The following is a 17,881-nucleotide window of genomic DNA, read 5'->3' on the forward strand; positions in this document are numbered from 1 at the left end:
GGCCTCTTATAGCAACTTGGATAGTAATTTAACCAAGTCCTGGACTCGGCCCCGAAAGCCCGATATAAGGACGGCCATGAGCATGACCGTCATCACCCGCATCAAAGGCCTCTCAGCGCGTCAGTACGTGGGCCAAAGGGCTCACGACCTGCGCGTCGAGGCCGAGGACATCGGGGAGGATCTGGCTGGCGAGGAGCCCCTGTCGGAGCCTCGCCGCCACCTGGTCCCCGACTACGTGGACACCACGAGATCAACCCTCCACACGGTTTTCATCAGCGCCGAGAAGGTGCCAGACCACGAGGGCCTCCACGCCCTCAATGAGAAGATGAAGGTCGCCGCCAAAAAGCGCACCGCCAAACGCTACGCTAAGGCCAAGGCCTCTGGAGATGAGGCCGCCATCGAGGCGGCGTGGAAGGCCAAACAGGCTTGCCGGCAGAGGTACAAGCGAGACGAAATCGTCGCCATTAGCGTCTTCATAGGTTTCGGTGCCGAGGCTCAGCCCATCTTCGAAGCCCTTGACCCCGCCGAGCAAGACCGCTTGTTCCAAGAGGCTATCGAGGCCGTGCGCCAGGACATGGGTGCGAAGCTGATCAGCGCGGTGGTCCACCGCGACGAATACACCCCTCACGTGCAGGTCATGTTTATGGCCGTGGCCACGTCTGGCGCCAAGGTCCGCTACAAGCCCGACGATTGCAGCCGCCTGCAGGACATCGCCGCCGCGCCCTTTGCGCACCTCGGCTTCCACCGAGGCACGCGGAAAGAGGAGCGCGAAGCGCGAGGCGAAACTACCGCAACGACCAAGCATAAGAGCGTCAAGCAACTCCAGCGGGAACTGCCCCGCCAGCTCGCCGCCGCGAAAGCCGCCCTAGCTGCGGCCGAGGGCTCCGTCGAGCAGGTCCAAGCGCAGCTCCAGGCCGACCAAGCAGCAATGGCCGCCGCCCAGGCCGAGCTAGTGGCAACCACTGCCGCCGTGGCGCAGATCCGGACGCAGCTCCAGGCCGACCAAGCCTCTGTCGAGGCCGCGCGGGCCGCGCAGACTCAGGCCGAGGCAGCCGTGACACAAGCCCAGACCAGGCTGCAGGGTAGCCAGGCCCAGGCCGAGGCGCTGGCCGCCGAGTACGAGCGCACCCAGCTTGGCCTGGAGGGAGCCCAAGCACAGGTGGACCGGCTGCGCACGGTCCTGTCGAAGACACTGGCCCAAGCCAAGGCCGTGGCCGAGCGCCAGCACCCGGGCCAGACCTTCGAGGTCGTAACCGGCCGCGGTCCCCTCGGCATAGGCATGCGTACCGAGCAAGCGCAGCTGTACACGTCCGATGAGCTGGACGCCTACGGCCGCACAGTGGCCTTCGAGGCAGCCAGAGAAGTCCTTGTCAAGGAAAAGTCCTTGCAAGCTCGCGAAGCCGCCCTACAGGGCGAAATAGCGGCAGTCCGGAAGCGGGAGCAATCCGTGGCGGTGCGCGAGGCCGAGGTCCAACAAGCCGTGGATCTGCGCTCCGTGGCGCTGGACGCGTTCGCGCGTCTCGCTCTTGCCGGGCACCCCACGCTTGCCGAGGCCGACCCGTTGGACCAGGTGGAGGCCTGGGTGGACCGTGGGCACGACCTGGTCGACATCCGGGCCGCCGTAGCCGGTACGGCCGTCGAGGCCATGGTGCAGCGAGCTTGTGACCAGGTGCAGCAGCGCCTCGATGCCGAGGCCAAACAGCAGGCCGAGGTCGAACAGCAGGCCGAGCAGGCCCAGGGATGGGATGGGCCTTAACTGTAACTGAAAAAACAGGTTAACAATAGAGGTGCCGGATCTCCTGACCACGCCTAACCACTAAGGCCCGACGGAGGGGTCGATCATGCCTGAATAAGGGGTGCAGGGGACGAGTCCCCTGTCTGCCGGAGGCATCTTTCCCTATTCCCCTTCCATCCACCTTTTCCAGACTTTCCGCGCTCGCTCTGCGTAGAGAGCTTTGCGTTTCTTTTTGGGCGCCTTCATGTTCAGGGCGGGCATGAGGCCGAAGTGGACGTTGGAGGGCTGGAAGTGTTTGGCCGGGGTGCGCAGGTGGGTAAGGAGCGCGCCCATGGCCGTCTCCACCGGGGGGAGATCCCGCTTGCCCGCCAGAAAAAGTCCCAGCCACAGGCCTGTTGCGGCCGACTCCAGATATCCCTCTACGCCGCTGATCTGACCGGCCAGATATGTGCCCGGCCGGGCCCGCAGTTCAAGGGTGGGGGTCAGGACTTCCGGGGCCAGCACGTAGGTGTTGCGGTGGATGCTGCCCATGCGCAGGAATTCGGCGTGCGCGAGGCCGGGAATCGTGGCGAAGATGCGTTTTTGTTCGCCGTATTTGAGCTTGGTCTGGAATCCGACCATGTTCATGGCCGTCTTTTCCCGGTTCTCGGCGCGCAGCTGCACCACTGCATGGGGCTGCCCGCCGGTGCGCGGATCTATGAGGCCCACGGGTTTTAAGGGGCCAAAAGCCAGGGTCATTTCCCCGCGTTCGGCCATGACCTCGATGGGCAAGCAGCCCTCGAAGTGAATCTCCTTTTCGAACTCCCTCGGGGCGACCTTTTCTCCGGCCACCAGCGCACGCACGAAGGCCAGGTACTCTTCCTCGTTCATGGGGCAGTTCAGGTAATCCTTGTCCTCGGGGGCGTAGCGTGAGGCCCAGAAGGCCACGTTCATGTCCACCGACTCCGTGAGCACTATGGGCGCGATGGCGTCGTAAAAGGCCAGTGAATCCTGTCCGACGATGCGTGCCAGGTCCGAGGACAGGGCGTCGCTGGCCAGGGGACCGGCGGTGACGATCAGGGCGGCGTACCCCTGTCCGTCAAGTTCGGCCAGGCTGGTGATTTCGCGGCGCATAAGGGTGATGCGCGGGTGCGCTTCGATGCGTCTGGTCATTTCACGGGAGAAGAGCTCCCTGTCCACGGCCAGCGCCTTTCCGGCGGGCACTTCAACCCCTTTGGCCACATCCATGACCAGGCTGCCAAGCTCCGCCATTTCAAGTTTCAAAAGGCCGATGCCGGTTTCAGGCTCCGACGAGCGAAAGGAGTTGGAGCAGACCAGTTCGGCCAGGCCCTCGCTCTGATGGGCGGGGGAGAAGCGCTGGGGCTTCATCTCGTAAAGGACAACGTCGCATCCGGCCTGGGCCAGCTGCCATGCGGCTTCGCATCCGGCCAGTCCGGCCCCGACGATTGCGTAGGTAGTGCTCATCTCTTGTTCCCGTGATGGTGGTGAAAGGCGGACTTGTGGCCCATGGTCGCGCCGTGGTCAATCGTTATGAATGATGCCCGATCCGTTTTTCGCGGATCGGGCATCAGGGAAAAAAGGGGAGGCGGGCCTCCCCGGTCTATGCTCTGACGGCCTTTGCCGGACGGTTGCGGAGCCATTTTTCGAGTTCGATGATGATGAAGGCCAGGATCGAGACTCCGATGATCTTGAGCCAGGGCAGGAGGCCGATGGGCGCGCTGCCGAACAGGACGTTCATGAACGGGACGTAGGTGAAGGCGAGCTGCAGGAGCATCATGATCCCGAATCCGGCGACCACCCACGGGTTTGTCCACAGGCCCAGAGCAAAGGGGGAGCGGGTGAAGGAGCGGCTGTTGAAGAGGTAGAAGGCTTCGACCATGACGAAGACATTGACGGCCACGGTGCGGGCCTGTTCCTGCACGCCGGTGGTCTGCAGTTCCCACTCGTAGAGGCCGAAGGCGGCAATGAGGAGCAAGCCGCCCACAAGCATGATGCGGATGTACAGCTCCGAGTCCAGGATGGGCATGCGCGGATCGCGCGGGTCGCGGTCCATGATGCCCGGCTCCTTGGGCTCGAAGGCGAGCATGAGGCCGAGGCATCCTGCCGTGGTCATGTTGATCCACAGGATCTGCACCGGCAGGATGGGCAGGGCCACTCCCAGCAGGACGGCGGCGAGAATGACCAGGCCTTCGCCAACGTTGGTCGGCAGGGTCCAGACGATGAATTTGAGCAGGTTGTCATACACGCCCCGGCCTTCTTCCACGGCCGCCTCGATGGTGGCGAAGTTGTCGTCGGTCAGGATCATGTCCGAGGCTTCCTTGGCCGCCTCGGTGCCGCCTCTGCCCATGGCCACGCCGATGTCGGCCTGTTTCAGGGCCGGTGCGTCGTTGACGCCGTCGCCGGTCATGGCCACGACTTCGCCGCGATTCTGCAGCGCCATGACCAGACGCAGCTTCTGATCCGGGGCGACACGGGCGAAGACGGATGTGTCCGCGGCCTTGGCGATCAGTTCTTCATCGGACATGAGGGCCATCTCAGAGCCGCTCATGACCTGGCAGGTCGGGTGGCCGGGGCACGTCTCTATGCCAAGGCCTAGCTGTAGGCCGATGGCCGCTGCCGTGACCGCGTGATCTCCGGTGATCATCTTCACGTTGACTCCGGCGCGGTGGAAGGCCTGCACGGCCTTGATGGCCTCGGGACGCGGCGGGTCGATCATGGCCGTGAGGCCAAGGAAGATCAGGTCGGAGGTCACATCGCCATGATCAAGCGAGGAGGCGTCCTTGGGCAGTTCCCTGCAGCCCATGGCCAGGACGCGCATGCCGCCGAGACCGAGGCGTTCGACCTCGGCGCGGATTGCGGTGTGATCTAGCGGGGCAAGGCTGCCGTCGGGCAGGAGTTCCATGGTCGCGCGATCGAGCATGGCTTCGACCGAGCCCTTGAAGAAAGCCAGACGGGGGGTGTCCGCGCCCTGGTCGTGCAGGGTGCCCATGTATTGGTGTTCGGATTCGAAGGGCAGGGTGTCGAGCCGGGGCAGGCCTTTGGATTCAGCTTCAAGGTCGAGACCGCCCTTGCCGGCGGCCACGATGAGCGCCGCCTCGGTGGGATCGCCGATGACCTTTTCACCGCCTTCCAGATATTCGATGCGGGTGTCGTTGCACAGAAGTCCGGCCAGCAGGGTCGTACGCAGGGCCTGATCCGTGTCGGTGAATCCTTCGATGGAACCCTCGGGGCGATAGCCTGTCCCGCTGACCTCGTGGCTGGCGCGGCCCGCGAAGATGGCGGTGACCGTCATCTGGTTTTCGGTCAGGGTGCCGGTCTTGTCCGAGCAGATGACCGAGGCTCCGCCAAGGGTTTCCACGGCGGGGAGCTTGCGGATGATGGCCCCGCGCGAGGCCATGCGCGAGACGCCCATGGCCAGGATGACGGTCACGGCGGCGGGCAGGCCTTCGGGGATGGCGCCAACGGCCAGGGCCACGGCGGCCATGAACATGTCGGCGGCTTTTTCGCCGCGCAGGACGCCCGCCGCGAAGGTCAGGGCGGCCAGGGCCAGGATGGCCCAGAGCAGGATGTGGCTGAAGCTTGTGATCTTGCGGGTCAGGGGCGTGGCCAGTTCGTCGGCCTCGGAGACCATGGTCGAGATGCGGCCGATTTCAGTGCAGTCGCCGGTGCTCACGACCACGCCAGTGGCCTGGCCGTAGGTGATCAGGGTGGAGGCGTAGGCCATGTTGCGGCGGTCGCCAAGGACGGCATCCTGGGGCAGGAGGTCCGTGGATTTGCCCACGGGCACGGATTCGCCGGTCAGGGCCGATTCGTCCACGCGCAGATCCTTGATGGCCACGAGGCGCAGGTCGGCCGGAACCTTGTCGCCCGACCGCAGAATCACGATGTCTCCGGGCACGAGCTCGGAAGCCGCCACGCGCCTAGTGGCGCCCGAACGAATGACCACCGCCTCGGTGATCATGGAATTGGCAAGGGCTTCGAGCGCCCCGGCCGCCTTGGCTTCCTGGATGTAGCCGACGATGGCGTTGACCAGGACCACGCCTATGATGACTCCTGAATCCACCACTTCCCCGAGGGCCGCGGTTATTATTCCGGCCGCGATGAGGATGTAGACTAGGGGCTGGTGGAACTGGAGCAGAAAGCGTTCGAGCTTGGTTTTGCCCCGGCGCGTGGTCAGGGCATTGGGGCCGAATTCGTCGGTCCGCCACTTGATCTGCAAGGTATCAAGGCCCTTGCCCGGGTCAACCTGAAAAGTTTCGAGAACATCCTTGGAAGGCAGGTGATGCCAGAGTTTTCCGCTAAAACAGTCCATATGGAGCGCTCCTCGTGTTTGTGATGGTACAGGACAATATGGTATCGTCGGGTTTGGGAAGTCGAGTGTTTACTGAGTAGAGCACATAATGGCAAACATGAACTACCCACAACTATGCATTACGCATTGATGGGGTTTCGTGCTTCGACGGGATTGCTCGGCTTTAGGGCCGAGTCTGACATCCCTCCACACCGCGGACGGTTCCCGCCCGGCCAGGGCGAGGCCCCGGAAAAGTATATTGATGGCGGCGTTCTGATCACGATCCATGACCAGTCCACAATGGGGGCAGTTATGAATGCGATCGGAAAGGGTCTTTAGAACCGTTTCTCCGCATCGACTGCAGTCCTGTGTCGTGCCCCTGGGGTTCACTCTTACAAACTGGCAACCAGCTTCTTCCGCTTTGTAGCCGAGTATTATCAGGAAACGTCCGAGGGCAGCGTCAGCCATGGACTTGTTTAGTCCACGCTTCCACATTCCACCTTTTGCCATCATGTTTTTGACCGCAAGGTCTTCCACGGCCAGGAATGACGTGGTGGACACGATCTTGGCCGCGGTCTTGTCTAAATAGTCCTTGCGCCGGTTCGCGACGCGCCCGTGGATGCGCGACAGTTCGCGCACAGCTTTTCTGCGATTCGCGGAGCCTTTCATCTTCCGCGAGATGCTACGGCTGGCGGCCTTGATCATGGCCACGTCCTCATTGAGATGGCGTTTGCGCAGGATCTCGGTGCCATCGGCCAAGACACCAAGCGATTTAAGCCCAGCGTCAAGGCCGGTCATGGACTCTGGATCCTCGGCTACGGGCCTGGCAAGCGCGGACAGCGTCGTGTGATAGGTGATGGTCGTGTACCATTTACCCCAGTTTCTACGGATCGTGCAGCAGGTCATCTGCTTTCGATCCAGCCCTAGGAGATTCACTCGACACGTCCCTCTAAGCTTGATGTGGCCCAAGTTGGTCACGGCAAGAACGCCGCGGCCGCTGCTGAGTTCCGTCAGCTTCCAGCCCGCAACGCAGGGATAGGTAAAGCTGTCGAAACGATCCTTTGCCTTGAAGCGTGGATACCCGGGCTTCTGGCCGCTTTTCAGGCGGCGGAAGAAAGCTTTGAACCCTCGGTCCACGCGCCTGACGGTCTCCTGAAGGGCGTGAGAACCAAGCGGCAAGTACCATGGCTTCTCCTCCTTCATGGCGGGCAGCGCGTTCTGCTGCTCGTTGTAGGAGACGGAACGCTTCCCCTCGCACCAGGCGTCCCGGCGCTCGGCGAGGCTCTGGTTGTAGAGCAGTCGATGCAACTCAAGCCAGGACTCAAGCTGCCTGGCTTGCTTGGCTGTTGGATACAGCCTCAGTGTGCAATTTCTTATTGCCTTCGACATGATAAAACTATATACAGTTATCTATGGAAAAGTCAATACTAAACACATATTCTCACTGCTCTTTCAGGATATTTTATCACATAGTTTTTGTGACAAAATACCGGAGGCCGGCACTGACCGACGCCATGCGCGATCGCCTGAAAGAGTTATTCGGTCGCATCTGCGACAACGCCAAGTGCATTCTGGTCGAAATGGACGGCGAGGCGGACCACGTCCACCTGCTTGTGGATGCGAGCCCGAACGTCCAGCCGTCGCGGCTCGTGAATACGCTCAAGACCATCAGCTCCCGAGAGCTGCGCAAGGAATTCGCAGTGGAGTTGGCGAGACACTATTGGAAGCCAGTCCTGTGGTCGCGAGCGTACTGCGTCCTCTCCGCGGGCGGAGCTCCGCTTGATGTGATCAGGAAATACATCCAGAATCAGGGCAAAGACGCCGAATAACTCCACCCTGGACGAGGATGGAGAATGCGTCGGGAATTTGGTTCAAGGTGTGAAGGGCGCAAACAATAACACCGGGAGGTATCCATGGGACTGAAAAACTGGCTGCTGCTCATGCTCACGGTTTTCGTCATTCAGGGCTGCGTCATCGCGCCCGCCGCGCCGCCGCAGCGGCATGGGCCGCCGGATCACGCCCCGGCCTACGGCTACCGCACTACGTACCGCTACTCTTATTATCCGGATGTCGGGGTGTATTTTGATCTGGACCGCAAGATCTATTTCTACCTGGACCGGGGATGGCGCAGCGCGGTGGTCCTGCCGCGGGCGCTGCGGGTTCGGTTGGGCAGTCCGGTGAGCATGGAGCTCGATCTTGACAAACCGTATCACCGTTATGACGAGCACAGGTCCACGTATCCGCCAAGCAAAAAGAAGAACAAGCGGTGGTGATCATCTCGCCGGATTTTGAAGTGATCGCACAGGAGCCCGGATTTTTTGTCGTGCACAAAGACCCGGGGCTTGATTTTCATGATTGCGACGGCCGTCCCGGGCTGTGCACTCTGGTCCGGGATCGGTTGGGCCGGAGAGTTTTTCCGGTGCATCGTCTGGACAAGGCCACCTCCGGGTTGCTGCTTCTGGCCGAAAGCCGGGAGTGGGCCGGGGTCCTGGCCGGGCTGTTTCGGGAACGCGCCGTGAGCAAATACTACGTCGCCCTTTCGGACATGGCCCCGCACAAAAAGCAGGGGCTCATTCAGGGCGACATGATCCGTTCGCGCCGGGGTAGCTGGATGCTGGCCCGGACCATGGAGCGTCCGGCAAGGACGCGGTTTCTGAGCTGGTCCGTGCGGCCGGGCCTGCGCCTCTTCGTCCTGAAACCCATGACCGGGCGCACGCATCAGCTGCGCGTGGCCATGAAGAGTCTGGGCGCGCCTGTCCTGGGCGATGTCCTCTATCATCCCATTGTCCCGGAGTGGCCGGATCGCATGTATCTGCACGCCCACACCCTGCGTTTTTCCCTGGACGGAAAGGATTTTGCCTACGCCTGCCCGCCCAAAAGCGGAGTCATGTTTCTGGAGGATGCGACCAGGAGCGCCCTTGAGGCCCTGGGGCCGCTGGACGCCCTTGCGTGGCCAAGGAGCGCGGGAAGTTTTTCGAGGATGTAGCTTTTGTGTTTGCTGGAGACGCGGTCAGGTATCGAGCAGGTTGTTGCCCTTGACGCGCATGCGGGCGTTCAGGGCGTCGATGCGTTCCTGCAGGCGTGCGCGGCGGTGTTCGTTCTTTTCACCATAGTAGGAGCGCAGCAGAAAGTTGCGGCAATGAAACAGGGTGTGCGACTCCTGATCGATATCGACCAGTTTTCCGCAAATGGCGCAGGTGCTGAATTTGGCCATGGATCACATCCCCTTGGGCGGCTGAAAGGGGGCGTTTGAATTGTCTTCCCAGGATATGCCGGTCAGCAGACGGTACATCTTGAGCGCTTCGATATGTTCCGGAGACAGACCCAGGGCGAGTTTGATGCATTCCAGCGCGTTTGCCGGCTGGGCATCGCAGAAATAGGCTTTGGCCATGTTGTAGTGAATGTTCTCATCCTTGGGGCTAAGCTGGACGGCCTGAAAATAAGCCTGGATGGCTTCCTTGTACTGTTTTTCCTGACGCAGTCTGATGCCCAGCGTATTGTATGGATTGGGCGCGTTGATGTCGTATTTGACGATTTCGACGAATATTTTTTTGACCTTGGCAAAGTTGTTGAGCTTTGCATATTCTTCGGCCGCTTTTTGCAGGTAATGACGATAGCGGTCGGTGTCGTTCTTGCCCAGATAGGCTTGGGCCAGTCCTTCGTAAGCCTTGATGAAGGTCTGGTTGCGGGCCAGCGACTGGTTGAAGGCCTGGATGGCGTCGGACCACTTCTTGTCCACCAGAAACTGGCAGCCTCGGAAGAAGAGGCGACTGGCCTGTTCGTCCTCCTGGTTGACGACGAGGGTCAGGTCGCCGATGGCGTCCTCGTATCGGCCCTGGACGATGAGCGTCTCGGCCTGCTCCACGGTTTCGCGATCGCTGTCCTGGGTTTGCACCATCTTTCTGGACTGGGCCATATGCTTTTCCAGGGCCGACAGGTTGTAGGGGCGCAAAACCAGTCCCGAACATCCGGCCGAGATGACGCCAAGCACGAACTCCTCGGCCCGCTCCGCCGAAATGACCAGAATGTGGAGATATTCCGCCTGCCGGACTTCGCGCAGGGCGCTGACGAACTCGGCGATGGTCAGGTCCTCGACTTCCGTGTCGACGATGATGATCCGGGCCGGATTGAACTTGATGAATTCCACCGCCGCCTTGCCCGAGGAAAATCGCGCGCAGTTGCTGTATCCGAGCTTGGCAAGGTGATCCCTGGTTTCCTGGAAAAGGGAGTCTTGGCTTGTGGCCACGAAAACGAGATCCGTCATTCCCATGTGCTTAGATGTCCTGTTTTCCTACGTGTTCTTAGGTGGTGCTGGGCAATTGTCTTACGCGTTTAGTGCGTAGTTCACAAGCATTCGGCTGCTCCCGCCGCGTATTGGTCCTTGACATCCCCCCTGCCCGTTACGCTACCCGGAATAAGTTCGCCTGCCTTTTGATCAATTTTCATACGCAGCAGCGCCGCTGGCCTCCCGCCCGCGGACATCAACTTTCGGCCCAGGGCCGTTGGTCTTCCCATGGAAATCAAGAAAAAAATCGAAATTCTCGCCCCGGCCGGTGATATTGACAGCTTTTTGGCCGCCATCGCCGCCGGCGCCGACGCCATTTATTGTGGGCTTAAAAATTTTTCCGCGCGCATGGAGGCGGAGAATTTTTCCCTGACCGAGCTCGCGGCCCTGACCGAGCTTGCCCATGCCAAGGGCATTCGCGTGCATGTGGCCATGAACAACCTGCTCAAGACTCCCGAGCTGGACCAGGCCGGCCGTCTCATTCACCGGCTGCAAACCCAAGTCGGGCCGGACGCGCTGATCGTGCAGGATCTCGGACTGCCCGCGCTGGCCCGGCAGGCCGGGTTCAAGGGCGAGCTGCATCTCTCCACTCTGGCCAACGGCGGAACCATCGCCGGACTGCCGCAGATCCTGGCGCTGGGCGTGGACCGGCTGGTGCTGCCCCGGGAGCTGTCCATTGACGAGATCAAGGCCGTCGCCGCCCGTTGCCCCGACGAGCTGGGCCTTGAGGTGTTTGTGCATGGCGCGCTGTGCTATGCCGTCTCGGGCAGGTGCTACTGGTCGAGTTATCTGGGCGGCAAAAGCGGTCTTCGCGGCCGTTGCGTGCAGCCTTGCCGCCGTCAGTATCAGCAGAAGAGCCAGAAGACCTCGTTCTTTTCCTGCGACGACCTGTCCCTGGACGTGCTGGTGCGCCCTTTGAGCGGGGTGGACAAGGCCTGTTCCTGGAAGATCGAGGGGCGCAAGAAGGGGCCGCATTACGTGTATTACACGGTCACGGCCTATCGCATGCTGCGTGACGCCGGCGATGATCCGGCCCAGCGCAAGGCGGCTCTGGGGCTTTTGGACATGGCGCTGGGGCGGCCGTCCTCGCACTACAATTTTCTTGGGCATCGGCCCAGCAACCCCATCGCCGACCGGGAGCAAACGGCTTCCGGGCACATGGTCGGCAAGGTTCAGGGCGGGTTCAAGGCCGCCTACGTCTCCCCGCGCGAGCCGCTCAAAAGCGGCGATCTGCTGCGCATCGGCTACGAGGATCAGGCCGGGCATCAGACCGTGAAAATTCGGCGCGACATCCCCAAGGGCGGCCGTCTGGAGCTGGCCAAGGGCCAGGGACGCCCCGCTCCCCAGGGCGCTCCGGTCTTTCTGGTGGACCGCCGGGAGCGGGAGTTGCAAGTCCTGATCGCGGACCTGAAAAAAGATCTGGCTTTCGACCGCCCGACCAAGGAGTCAACCTTTTCGCCGACCCTGCCCAGATCCGTTCGGCGCAAGGGCAAGCCGCGCGAGATGGACGTCTGGCGCAGCCTTCCGGCCAGGCTCGGCAATCAGAGCGAGCAGGCCGTATGGCTCACCCCTGGCGTGGAGCGGAATATCTCCCGCAATATTTTCGGTCGCATCTGGTGGTGGCTGCCGCCCGTGATCTGGCCCGGGGAGGAAAAGGCCTGGACCGAGTGCCTGGACAACATGACCCGCCTCGGAGCCCGGCAGTTCGTACTGAACGCGCCCTGGCAGATGGGGCTTTTCGGCAAGCCCGAACGCCAGACTTTCTGGGCCGGGCCCATGTGCAACACGGCCAACCCGCTGGCCTTGGCGGAGCTTGCCCGCATGGGCTTTGCCGGGGCCTTTGTGAGCCCGGAACTGGATCGCCAGGGATTTTTGGAATTGCCGGCCCTGTCGCCCTTGCCGCTCGGCATTCTGGTCAAGGGCATCCATCCGTTGTGCGTCTCGCGTATCCGTTCGGAAAACCTGCGTGAGCGCGAACCGTTCCAGAGTCCCAAGGGCGAGCAGTTTTGGTCAAGAACCTACGGCGGACTGGTCTGGACCTTCCCCAACTGGGAAATCGATCTGAGTGAAAAATGGACGGAGTTGGAAAAGGCCGGATACACGCTTTTGGCGCGTTTGCACGAGCCGGTGCCTGAGAAGGTCTCGATCAAGGAGCGCCAAGGGCTCTGGAACTGGGATTTGAAAATGCTGTAGTCATTTTTGCATGTCCGATACGGAGCAGGTCTGATTTGTCAGGCCTGCTTTTTTTATGCTTTTACGTAGTTGCATGTCGTAATAAATGCTATGTATTTGGCAAGAGCGTTCTTTGTTTTTCGTATACATAGTGGAATCATGTATGTGTTTATATCCATGATGCTCACTTGTTTCGTACATTGATAAATCAATATTGTGGATTGGCGTGAATTTATGCATTGATCCTCCGAAATTCATAAGGAGGTTATTTGATGAAGAAATTGTTGCACGTGATGATCTGCGTTTTGCTGCTGGGCTTTTTTGCCGCCCCGGGCTTTGCGCAGGACCTGGTCAACATCAACACAGCGACCGTGCAGGAGCTCACGAGCCTGCCCGGGATCGGGCCGGTGACCGCCGCCAAGATCGTTGAGTACCGGGAAGCCCATCCGTTCGCCACGGTGGAGGAGATTCAGGAAGTGAAGGGCATTGGTCCGGCCAAGTACGAGACCATCAAGGATCGTGTCACCGTAGGCCAAAAGAAGGAGGTAAAAGAGTAGTTCGGCTGGTTTTCATCCTCGCTGAAGCGGCTCCCCTCAAGTTGCGGGGAGTCGCTTTTTTGTCACCTGCTTTCTTGCATATCGTTCAAAATGGCTGTACGAAAAGCCCATGCTTTCTGAACTATTTTCCTCGAAAACACGCATTCAATTGCTGCTCAAGCTTTTTCTCAACCCTGACGTGTCCTGCTATCTCAGGGAGTTGGCAACGGAATTCGCAGTCTCTCCCAACGCCGTCAAGGAAGAACTCGATAGCCTGACCGAAGCCGGCTATCTGGAAAAAAACAAACAGGGCCGCTCCCTTTTTTTTCGCGCCAACACCAAGCACCCCATTTTTCCTGAACTGCACTCCATCGTCAAAAAGAGCCTTGGCATCGACCGGGTGGTCGAAGACGTCCGCCGGGACCTTGGCGACGTGCACGCGGTCTACATCCTGGACGACTACGCCCTGGGCAAGGACTCCGGGCTCATCGACCTTTTGATCGTCGGCGAGGTCAAGGCGGACAGGCTGGGCGAGTATGTGCGCCTCACGGAAGAAAAAATCCGGCGCAAGCTGAGGGTCATGGTCATCGGCGTGGATGAATTCGAGAATTCGAAGAAGACTTTTTTGCAACGGCCGCATTGGAAGGTGGTGTGAGGATCGGTTGTCTCGGGGAGATGAAAGCATGGATTCTCAAAAAGCTTTCGTGATTCAGGATGTCAGGAAGTATATCGCCGTTCTTCGTGAAAACGGAATTTCCGTGGATAAGGCGTTTCTTTTCGGATCTTGGGCCCGAGGCACGGCAAGAGAAGAAAGCGACGTGGATGTGGCTTTGGTTTCGCCATTTTTTACAGGCGATCGATTCATGGACCGACGTAAAATTGTTCCGCTTCGCAGAAAGATTAATAATAATATTGAGCCAATTCCATTCAGCCCCGAGGATTTTGCCGCTGGGGGCACGCTTGTGGAAGAGATCAGACTGCATGGAGAAGAAATTGTGTAGTATTCCCAGGAATATTTTGAATATTTGACGAGTATAAGTATGTTCCATGGAAGACGTTAGATGATTATGGTGGCCCTTCGGGTGGCCAGGCAGTGGTTCTGATGTGAGGAGGGAGTATGCATATTACAGAAACAGAGCGTCGGGTTCTTTGCGACGCGGCGCGAGAGGCTTTCGGAGCAGACTCCACGGTTTTTCTTTTCGGATTTCGCATAGATGATTCTCGGCGGGGTGGTGATATCGACCTGCTGGTGGAGACCGACAAGACAGGGCAAGCTGCAATTTTGGAAGCTCAGATTCGTTTTTTGGCCAAGGTCAAGCTGGCCCTTGGGGAACAAAAAATAGACGTGCTAGTGGATTACCCGGATCGCAAGAGTCGTCCTGAAATTTTACGCATCGCCAGAGCTTCGGGAAATTCGCAACAAATTTGCGCATGATTATGTCGCCGTGAATTGGCAGATTGTTCATGATGTTGCTGAACGACATGTGGTAGCTTTCGCGGAGTATATGCGCGAAGTTGAGGGATGGCTGGGCAGGCGCGGTGGGCTGGGAAAAGTGAGGCCGCTTTTCGCAGGCAAGGTTCGCGAACGAGGATGACGAGAGGTTGCAGATCCAGGGCATCTAAATGGGCAAGATTGCGAATGAAATCGGAAGGATCGGCAAAGTAAGACTTGCCCCTTTCTTCCGCGTTGCCTCCATGTCCCGCTTAATCGAACGTGGTTATTTCATGAAATTTTCCGTATTACATACTAAGGCAATGCGTTGGAGTGGCGAGGCTTGTCATACGTTCCAAGAAGAGTTTGACGCAACGGCTTTCCCGTGGTTAACGGCTTTGCGCAAGGTTGAGGCGGATTGGTCGCTTCGAGACCGCTTACAAACCGGTCTTGACAGTGTTGCTTCTCGATTTTGAAATACTCGTGTAAACGGCTAGATTTCGCCCATCAAGACCGGTTTGCGTCTTGGCACAGTTGTTTTTGATCGGTCAGAGTCGCGGTTTTATGAAGACGGTTTTCAACCATATAAATTTTCAGATGGTTTTATGATAAAAAAAGCTTTGATAACGGGAATCACTGGCCAGGACGGGGCCTATCTGGCTGAGTTTCTGCTGGCCAAGGGCTATGAGGTTCATGGCATCAAGCGCCGGGCTTCGCTTTTCAATACGGATCGCGTGGACCACCTCTACCAGGATCCGCACGAGCAGGGCCGCAGGTTTTTTCTGCATTATGGCGACCTGGCCGATGCCTCGAATCTGATCCGGATAATCCAGCAGGTCCAGCCTGACGAGATTTACAATCTGGCTGCCCAGTCTCATGTGCAGGTTTCCTTTGAAACCCCGGAATACACGGCCAATGTCGACGCTCTGGGAGCACTTCGCATGCTGGAGGCCATCCGCATTCTGGGGCTGGAGAAGAAGACGCGTTTTTATCAGGCCTCCACATCGGAGCTGTACGGTCTGGTGCAGGAAGTCCCCCAGACCGAGAAGACGCCCTTTTATCCGCGTTCGCCCTACGCCTGCGCCAAGCTCTATGCCTACTGGATTACTGTCAATTACCGCGAGGCGTACGGCATGTATGCTTGCAACGGCATCCTCTTCAACCACGAGTCGCCCCTGCGCGGCGAGACCTTCGTCACCCGCAAGATCACCCGGGCCATGGCCAGGATTTACCTTGGCCTGCAGGACTGCCTGTATCTTGGTAACCTGAACGCCCTGCGCGACTGGGGACATGCCAAGGACTACGTGGAGATGCAGTGGCTCATGTTGCAGCAGGAGACTCCGGATGATTACGTCATCGCCACGGGCGAGCAGCACTCCGTGCGCGACTTCGTGCAGGCGGCGGCCAGGGAACTTGGCATGACCATCGAATTTTCCGGTGAAGGCGTGGACGAGAAGGGCGTGAATCCGGCCAATGGCAAGACCATTGTGGCCGTGGATTCGCGCTATTTCAGACCCACCGAGGTGGAGACCCTGCTTGGTGATCCGTCCAAGGGGAAGGAGAAGCTCGGCTGGAAGCCGAAGATCAGCTTCCGGGAGCTGGTCGCTGAAATGGTGCGCGCGGACCTGGAAGAGGCGAAGAAGGAAGAGCTGTGCGTGCGGGCGGGGTTTTGCGTCAATACGCCGCAGGAGTGAAGCGGCTGTTGAAAAAGGCCCGTTTGCTGCGTTGCTGCGGCGAAAATGGAATCCTCATGTAGGCAGCTACACTTCGGCACCCCTTTTCACCTTGCGCCTTGCCCTCGAACCTTTTTGAACAGCCTCAGTGGCGAATGATATAACGGGGATAACATTAAGAAAGCTGCGGATGAGCAGGTTCAGAAATGGCCCTGGCGTGGCGCACGGGCAGTGTGTCATTCCCGCGAAGGCGGGAATCCATGCCTTAAATTCCGAGAGTCTTCGGCCACCCAGGCAAGTCACAGCCAGAGTCGCAGCCAGAGTTACAGCCAGAGTCGTTGGAAAACGGTGTGCTGCGAATTCTGACGGAAAGGCCCACAGGCAAGGCCGCGATTTCAGCTCGGCTTGGGCAGAAGAGAGTATCGGGGCAGCTCAACAAAGTGGTGCGTGCTTTGCTCGAATCTGGAATGATAGAGCTCACCATTCCCGAGAAGCCCAAGAGTCGCTTGCAAAAATATCGAATCAGGCCAGTATGATAGTGAAAAATGGACAGCGCGTAACGATGACAAACATATGAACAAAACAGACAAAATCCTCGTGGCCGGAGCGGCCGGAATGGTTGGCAGCGCCTTGGTGCGTGCCCTGCTGGCCCAAGGCTACGATAATATCCTTGGTACCATCCATCGCAAGGCACCGGATTTCGGCCCCACTGCCTCAGGCCGCGTGCGTCTGGAGTCGCTTGATCTCATGGATCAGGCCGCAGTGCGTGCATTTTTCGAAAAGGAACGGCCAAGCCACGTCTTTCTGGCCGCCGCCAAGGTCGGCGGCATTCATGCCAACAACACCTACCCGGCGGATTTCATCTACGCAAACTTGGTCATCCAGACCAACGTCATTCACAGCGCTTATCAAGTCGGCGTGCAACGACTCCTTTTTCTGGGCTCGAGTTGCATCTACCCTCGGGAATGCCCGCAGCCCATCCGTGAATCCTATCTTTTGAGCGGCCCTCTGGAGCCCACGAACCGTCCCTACGCCGTGGCCAAGATCGCAGGCATCGAGATGTGCTGGGCCTACAACCGCCAGTTCGGCACCAGATATCTGGCCGTCATGCCCACCAATCTCTACGGCCCGGGCGACAACTACGACCTGCAAACCAGCCACGTCCTGCCCGCCCTGATCCGCAAGGCTCATGAAGCCAAGGTGAGGGGTGACAGAAGTTTCACGGTCTGGGGCACGGGTACGCCGCGTCGTGAATTTCTCTACAGCGACGATCTCGCAGGTGCGTGCGTGTTTCTGATGGGCGAGGCTGAGAAAATCGAAACCCTATTCAGTGATCATGAACCACCTTTGGTCAATATCGGGTGCGGAGAGGACGTGACCATTGCTGAGCTTGCGGGCATGGTGGCGGAGGTTGTGGGTTTTGAGGGTGAGATTGTGTTTGACGAGAGTAAGCCGGATGGGACGCCGCAGAAGCTGCTCGATGTGTCGAGGATTAGCGGCATGGGTTGGCGACCGGGTGTTGCTTTGCCTGAGGGGATTGGGTTGACGTATGGGGATTTTGTTAAGGGTTGAGAATGGCAGGGGAGCATTCGCAATGAAAACAGATAGAAGGTATCACCTGAATCCGTGAATAAGTGTTGCCAACGTTGTTGGCTCGAAATTTCAACCATATTTTTCGAAAATCCAGGCGACTTTCGACCTAAAAATTTTCAACTGAAGGACAATTGTCGCTTCGCAAGCTCTGAGAACCGACTTTT

The 17,881-nt window shown here is 59.1% G+C and carries 19 protein-coding genes; 14 read left to right on the forward strand and 5 right to left on the reverse strand.

Annotated features, from left to right (window positions below; genetic code table 11):
- The first annotated feature begins 16 nt into the window (after nucleotides 1-16).
- Nucleotides 17-1,756, forward strand: coding sequence for a plasmid recombination protein (locus H4684_RS10040; protein ID WP_192623618.1), 1,740 nt, complete (start codon nucleotides 17-19; stop codon nucleotides 1,754-1,756).
- 141 nt (nucleotides 1,757-1,897) lie between these two features.
- Here H4684_RS10040 and trmFO read toward each other — a convergent pair whose 3' ends face one another.
- From trmFO to H4684_RS10055, 3 genes are all read right to left on the reverse strand, one after another.
- Nucleotides 1,898-3,199: a methylenetetrahydrofolate--tRNA-(uracil(54)-C(5))-methyltransferase (FADH(2)-oxidizing) TrmFO gene (gene trmFO, locus H4684_RS10045; RefSeq protein WP_192623619.1), complete on the reverse strand. Its 1,302-nt coding sequence runs from the start codon at nucleotides 3,197-3,199 to the stop codon at nucleotides 1,898-1,900.
- A 136-nt stretch (nucleotides 3,200-3,335) separates the two neighbouring features.
- Entirely contained in the window at nucleotides 3,336-6,047 is a 2,712-nt protein-coding gene (locus H4684_RS10050; RefSeq protein ID WP_192623620.1) for a cation-transporting P-type ATPase, read from the reverse strand.
- A 102-nt stretch (nucleotides 6,048-6,149) separates the two neighbouring features.
- Nucleotides 6,150-7,415: an RNA-guided endonuclease InsQ/TnpB family protein gene (locus H4684_RS10055; protein WP_192623621.1), complete on the reverse strand. Its 1,266-nt coding sequence runs from the start codon at nucleotides 7,413-7,415 to the stop codon at nucleotides 6,150-6,152.
- 23 nt (nucleotides 7,416-7,438) lie between these two features.
- Between H4684_RS10055 and tnpA the strand changes: the two genes are divergently transcribed.
- The 3 genes from tnpA (at nucleotide 7,439) to H4684_RS10070 (ending at nucleotide 9,012) form a co-directional block, all read left to right on the forward strand.
- Nucleotides 7,439-7,855, forward strand: a complete 417-nt coding sequence (tnpA, locus tag H4684_RS10060) for an IS200/IS605 family transposase (protein ID WP_192623622.1) — start codon at nucleotides 7,439-7,441, stop codon at nucleotides 7,853-7,855.
- 84 nt (nucleotides 7,856-7,939) lie between these two features.
- Nucleotides 7,940-8,299, forward strand: a complete 360-nt coding sequence (locus H4684_RS10065) for a hypothetical protein (protein WP_192623623.1) — start codon at nucleotides 7,940-7,942, stop codon at nucleotides 8,297-8,299.
- Nucleotides 8,293-9,012, forward strand: coding sequence for a pseudouridine synthase (locus H4684_RS10070; protein WP_318779631.1), 720 nt, complete (start codon nucleotides 8,293-8,295; stop codon nucleotides 9,010-9,012). Before H4684_RS10065 ends, H4684_RS10070 begins: the two co-directional genes overlap by 7 nt.
- A 24-nt stretch (nucleotides 9,013-9,036) precedes the next feature.
- Here H4684_RS10070 and H4684_RS10075 read toward each other — a convergent pair whose 3' ends face one another.
- Together H4684_RS10075 and H4684_RS10080 are read right to left on the reverse strand one after the other, a co-directional pair.
- Nucleotides 9,037-9,240: a hypothetical protein gene (locus H4684_RS10075; protein WP_192623624.1), complete on the reverse strand. Its 204-nt coding sequence runs from the start codon at nucleotides 9,238-9,240 to the stop codon at nucleotides 9,037-9,039.
- Nucleotides 9,241-9,243: 3 nt separating this feature from the next.
- Nucleotides 9,244-10,290 (reverse strand): tetratricopeptide repeat protein, encoded by a 1,047-nt coding sequence (locus tag H4684_RS10080; RefSeq protein WP_192623625.1) that lies wholly within the window; start codon nucleotides 10,288-10,290, stop codon nucleotides 9,244-9,246.
- A gap of 249 nt (nucleotides 10,291-10,539) precedes the next feature.
- Here H4684_RS10080 and H4684_RS10085 point away from each other — a divergent pair, with 249 nt between their 5' ends.
- From H4684_RS10085 to H4684_RS10120, 10 genes are all read left to right on the forward strand, one after another.
- Nucleotides 10,540-12,504, forward strand: coding sequence for a peptidase U32 family protein (locus tag H4684_RS10085; protein ID WP_192623626.1), 1,965 nt, complete (start codon nucleotides 10,540-10,542; stop codon nucleotides 12,502-12,504).
- Nucleotides 12,505-12,755: 251 nt separating this feature from the next.
- Nucleotides 12,756-13,040, forward strand: a complete 285-nt coding sequence (locus H4684_RS10090; RefSeq protein ID WP_192623627.1) for a ComEA family DNA-binding protein — start codon at nucleotides 12,756-12,758, stop codon at nucleotides 13,038-13,040.
- A 109-nt stretch (nucleotides 13,041-13,149) separates the two neighbouring features.
- On the forward strand, nucleotides 13,150-13,674 hold the full coding sequence (locus H4684_RS10095) for a winged helix-turn-helix domain-containing protein (protein WP_192623628.1): 525 nt from the start codon (nucleotides 13,150-13,152) through the stop codon (nucleotides 13,672-13,674).
- Between the two features lie 28 nt (nucleotides 13,675-13,702).
- A complete protein-coding gene (locus tag H4684_RS10100) occupies nucleotides 13,703-14,020 on the forward strand; it encodes a nucleotidyltransferase domain-containing protein (RefSeq protein WP_161949044.1) in 318 nt (105 codons plus the stop codon).
- A gap of 116 nt (nucleotides 14,021-14,136) precedes the next feature.
- Nucleotides 14,137-14,454 (forward strand): nucleotidyltransferase domain-containing protein, encoded by a 318-nt coding sequence (locus H4684_RS10105; RefSeq protein ID WP_192623629.1) that lies wholly within the window; start codon nucleotides 14,137-14,139, stop codon nucleotides 14,452-14,454.
- Between the two features lie 10 nt (nucleotides 14,455-14,464).
- Nucleotides 14,465-14,614, forward strand: coding sequence for a hypothetical protein (locus H4684_RS21245; RefSeq protein ID WP_407644766.1), 150 nt, complete (start codon nucleotides 14,465-14,467; stop codon nucleotides 14,612-14,614).
- A gap of 28 nt (nucleotides 14,615-14,642) precedes the next feature.
- Nucleotides 14,643-14,927: a hypothetical protein gene (locus H4684_RS10110; protein WP_192623630.1), complete on the forward strand. Its 285-nt coding sequence runs from the start codon at nucleotides 14,643-14,645 to the stop codon at nucleotides 14,925-14,927.
- A 129-nt stretch (nucleotides 14,928-15,056) separates the two neighbouring features.
- Nucleotides 15,057-16,145: a GDP-mannose 4,6-dehydratase gene (gene gmd, locus H4684_RS10115; protein ID WP_192623631.1), complete on the forward strand. Its 1,089-nt coding sequence runs from the start codon at nucleotides 15,057-15,059 to the stop codon at nucleotides 16,143-16,145.
- Nucleotides 16,146-16,474: 329 nt separating this feature from the next.
- Nucleotides 16,475-16,660: a Fic family protein gene (locus tag H4684_RS21250; RefSeq protein WP_407644767.1), complete on the forward strand. Its 186-nt coding sequence runs from the start codon at nucleotides 16,475-16,477 to the stop codon at nucleotides 16,658-16,660.
- A gap of 37 nt (nucleotides 16,661-16,697) precedes the next feature.
- Nucleotides 16,698-17,696: a GDP-L-fucose synthase family protein gene (locus tag H4684_RS10120; protein WP_192623632.1), complete on the forward strand. Its 999-nt coding sequence runs from the start codon at nucleotides 16,698-16,700 to the stop codon at nucleotides 17,694-17,696.
- Nucleotides 17,697-17,881 lie beyond the last annotated feature (185 nt).

Origin of the sequence: Desulfomicrobium macestii, assembly GCF_014873765.1 — a bacterium.
GTDB lineage: Bacteria > Desulfobacterota > Desulfovibrionia > Desulfovibrionales > Desulfomicrobiaceae > Desulfomicrobium > Desulfomicrobium macestii.

Excerpts from the sequence above, each read along its gene's own strand:
- H4684_RS10085 (WP_192623626.1), top strand. The coding sequence starts at position 10,540 with ATGGAAATCAAGAAAAAAATCGAAATTCTCGCCCCGGCCGGTGATATT.
- gmd (WP_192623631.1), top strand. The coding sequence starts at position 15,057 with ATGATAAAAAAAGCTTTGATAACGGGAATCACTGGCCAGGACGGGGCC.
- H4684_RS10080 (WP_192623625.1), bottom strand. The coding sequence starts at position 10,290 with ATGACGGATCTCGTTTTCGTGGCCACAAGCCAAGACTCCCTTTTCCAG.
- H4684_RS10100 (WP_161949044.1), top strand. The coding sequence starts at position 13,703 with ATGGATTCTCAAAAAGCTTTCGTGATTCAGGATGTCAGGAAGTATATC.
- H4684_RS10110 (WP_192623630.1), top strand. The coding sequence starts at position 14,643 with ATGGGCAAGATTGCGAATGAAATCGGAAGGATCGGCAAAGTAAGACTT.
- H4684_RS10075 (WP_192623624.1), bottom strand. The coding sequence starts at position 9,240 with ATGGCCAAATTCAGCACCTGCGCCATTTGCGGAAAACTGGTCGATATC.
- H4684_RS10055 (WP_192623621.1), bottom strand. The coding sequence starts at position 7,415 with ATGTCGAAGGCAATAAGAAATTGCACACTGAGGCTGTATCCAACAGCC.
- H4684_RS10105 (WP_192623629.1), top strand. The coding sequence starts at position 14,137 with ATGCATATTACAGAAACAGAGCGTCGGGTTCTTTGCGACGCGGCGCGA.
- H4684_RS10120 (WP_192623632.1), top strand. The coding sequence starts at position 16,698 with ATGAACAAAACAGACAAAATCCTCGTGGCCGGAGCGGCCGGAATGGTT.
- H4684_RS10095 (WP_192623628.1), top strand. The coding sequence starts at position 13,150 with ATGCTTTCTGAACTATTTTCCTCGAAAACACGCATTCAATTGCTGCTC.
- tnpA (WP_192623622.1), top strand. The coding sequence starts at position 7,439 with ATGGAAAAGTCAATACTAAACACATATTCTCACTGCTCTTTCAGGATA.
- trmFO (WP_192623619.1), bottom strand. The coding sequence starts at position 3,199 with ATGAGCACTACCTACGCAATCGTCGGGGCCGGACTGGCCGGATGCGAA.
- H4684_RS10050 (WP_192623620.1), bottom strand. The coding sequence starts at position 6,047 with ATGGACTGTTTTAGCGGAAAACTCTGGCATCACCTGCCTTCCAAGGAT.
- H4684_RS10090 (WP_192623627.1), top strand. The coding sequence starts at position 12,756 with ATGAAGAAATTGTTGCACGTGATGATCTGCGTTTTGCTGCTGGGCTTT.
- H4684_RS10065 (WP_192623623.1), top strand. The coding sequence starts at position 7,940 with ATGGGACTGAAAAACTGGCTGCTGCTCATGCTCACGGTTTTCGTCATT.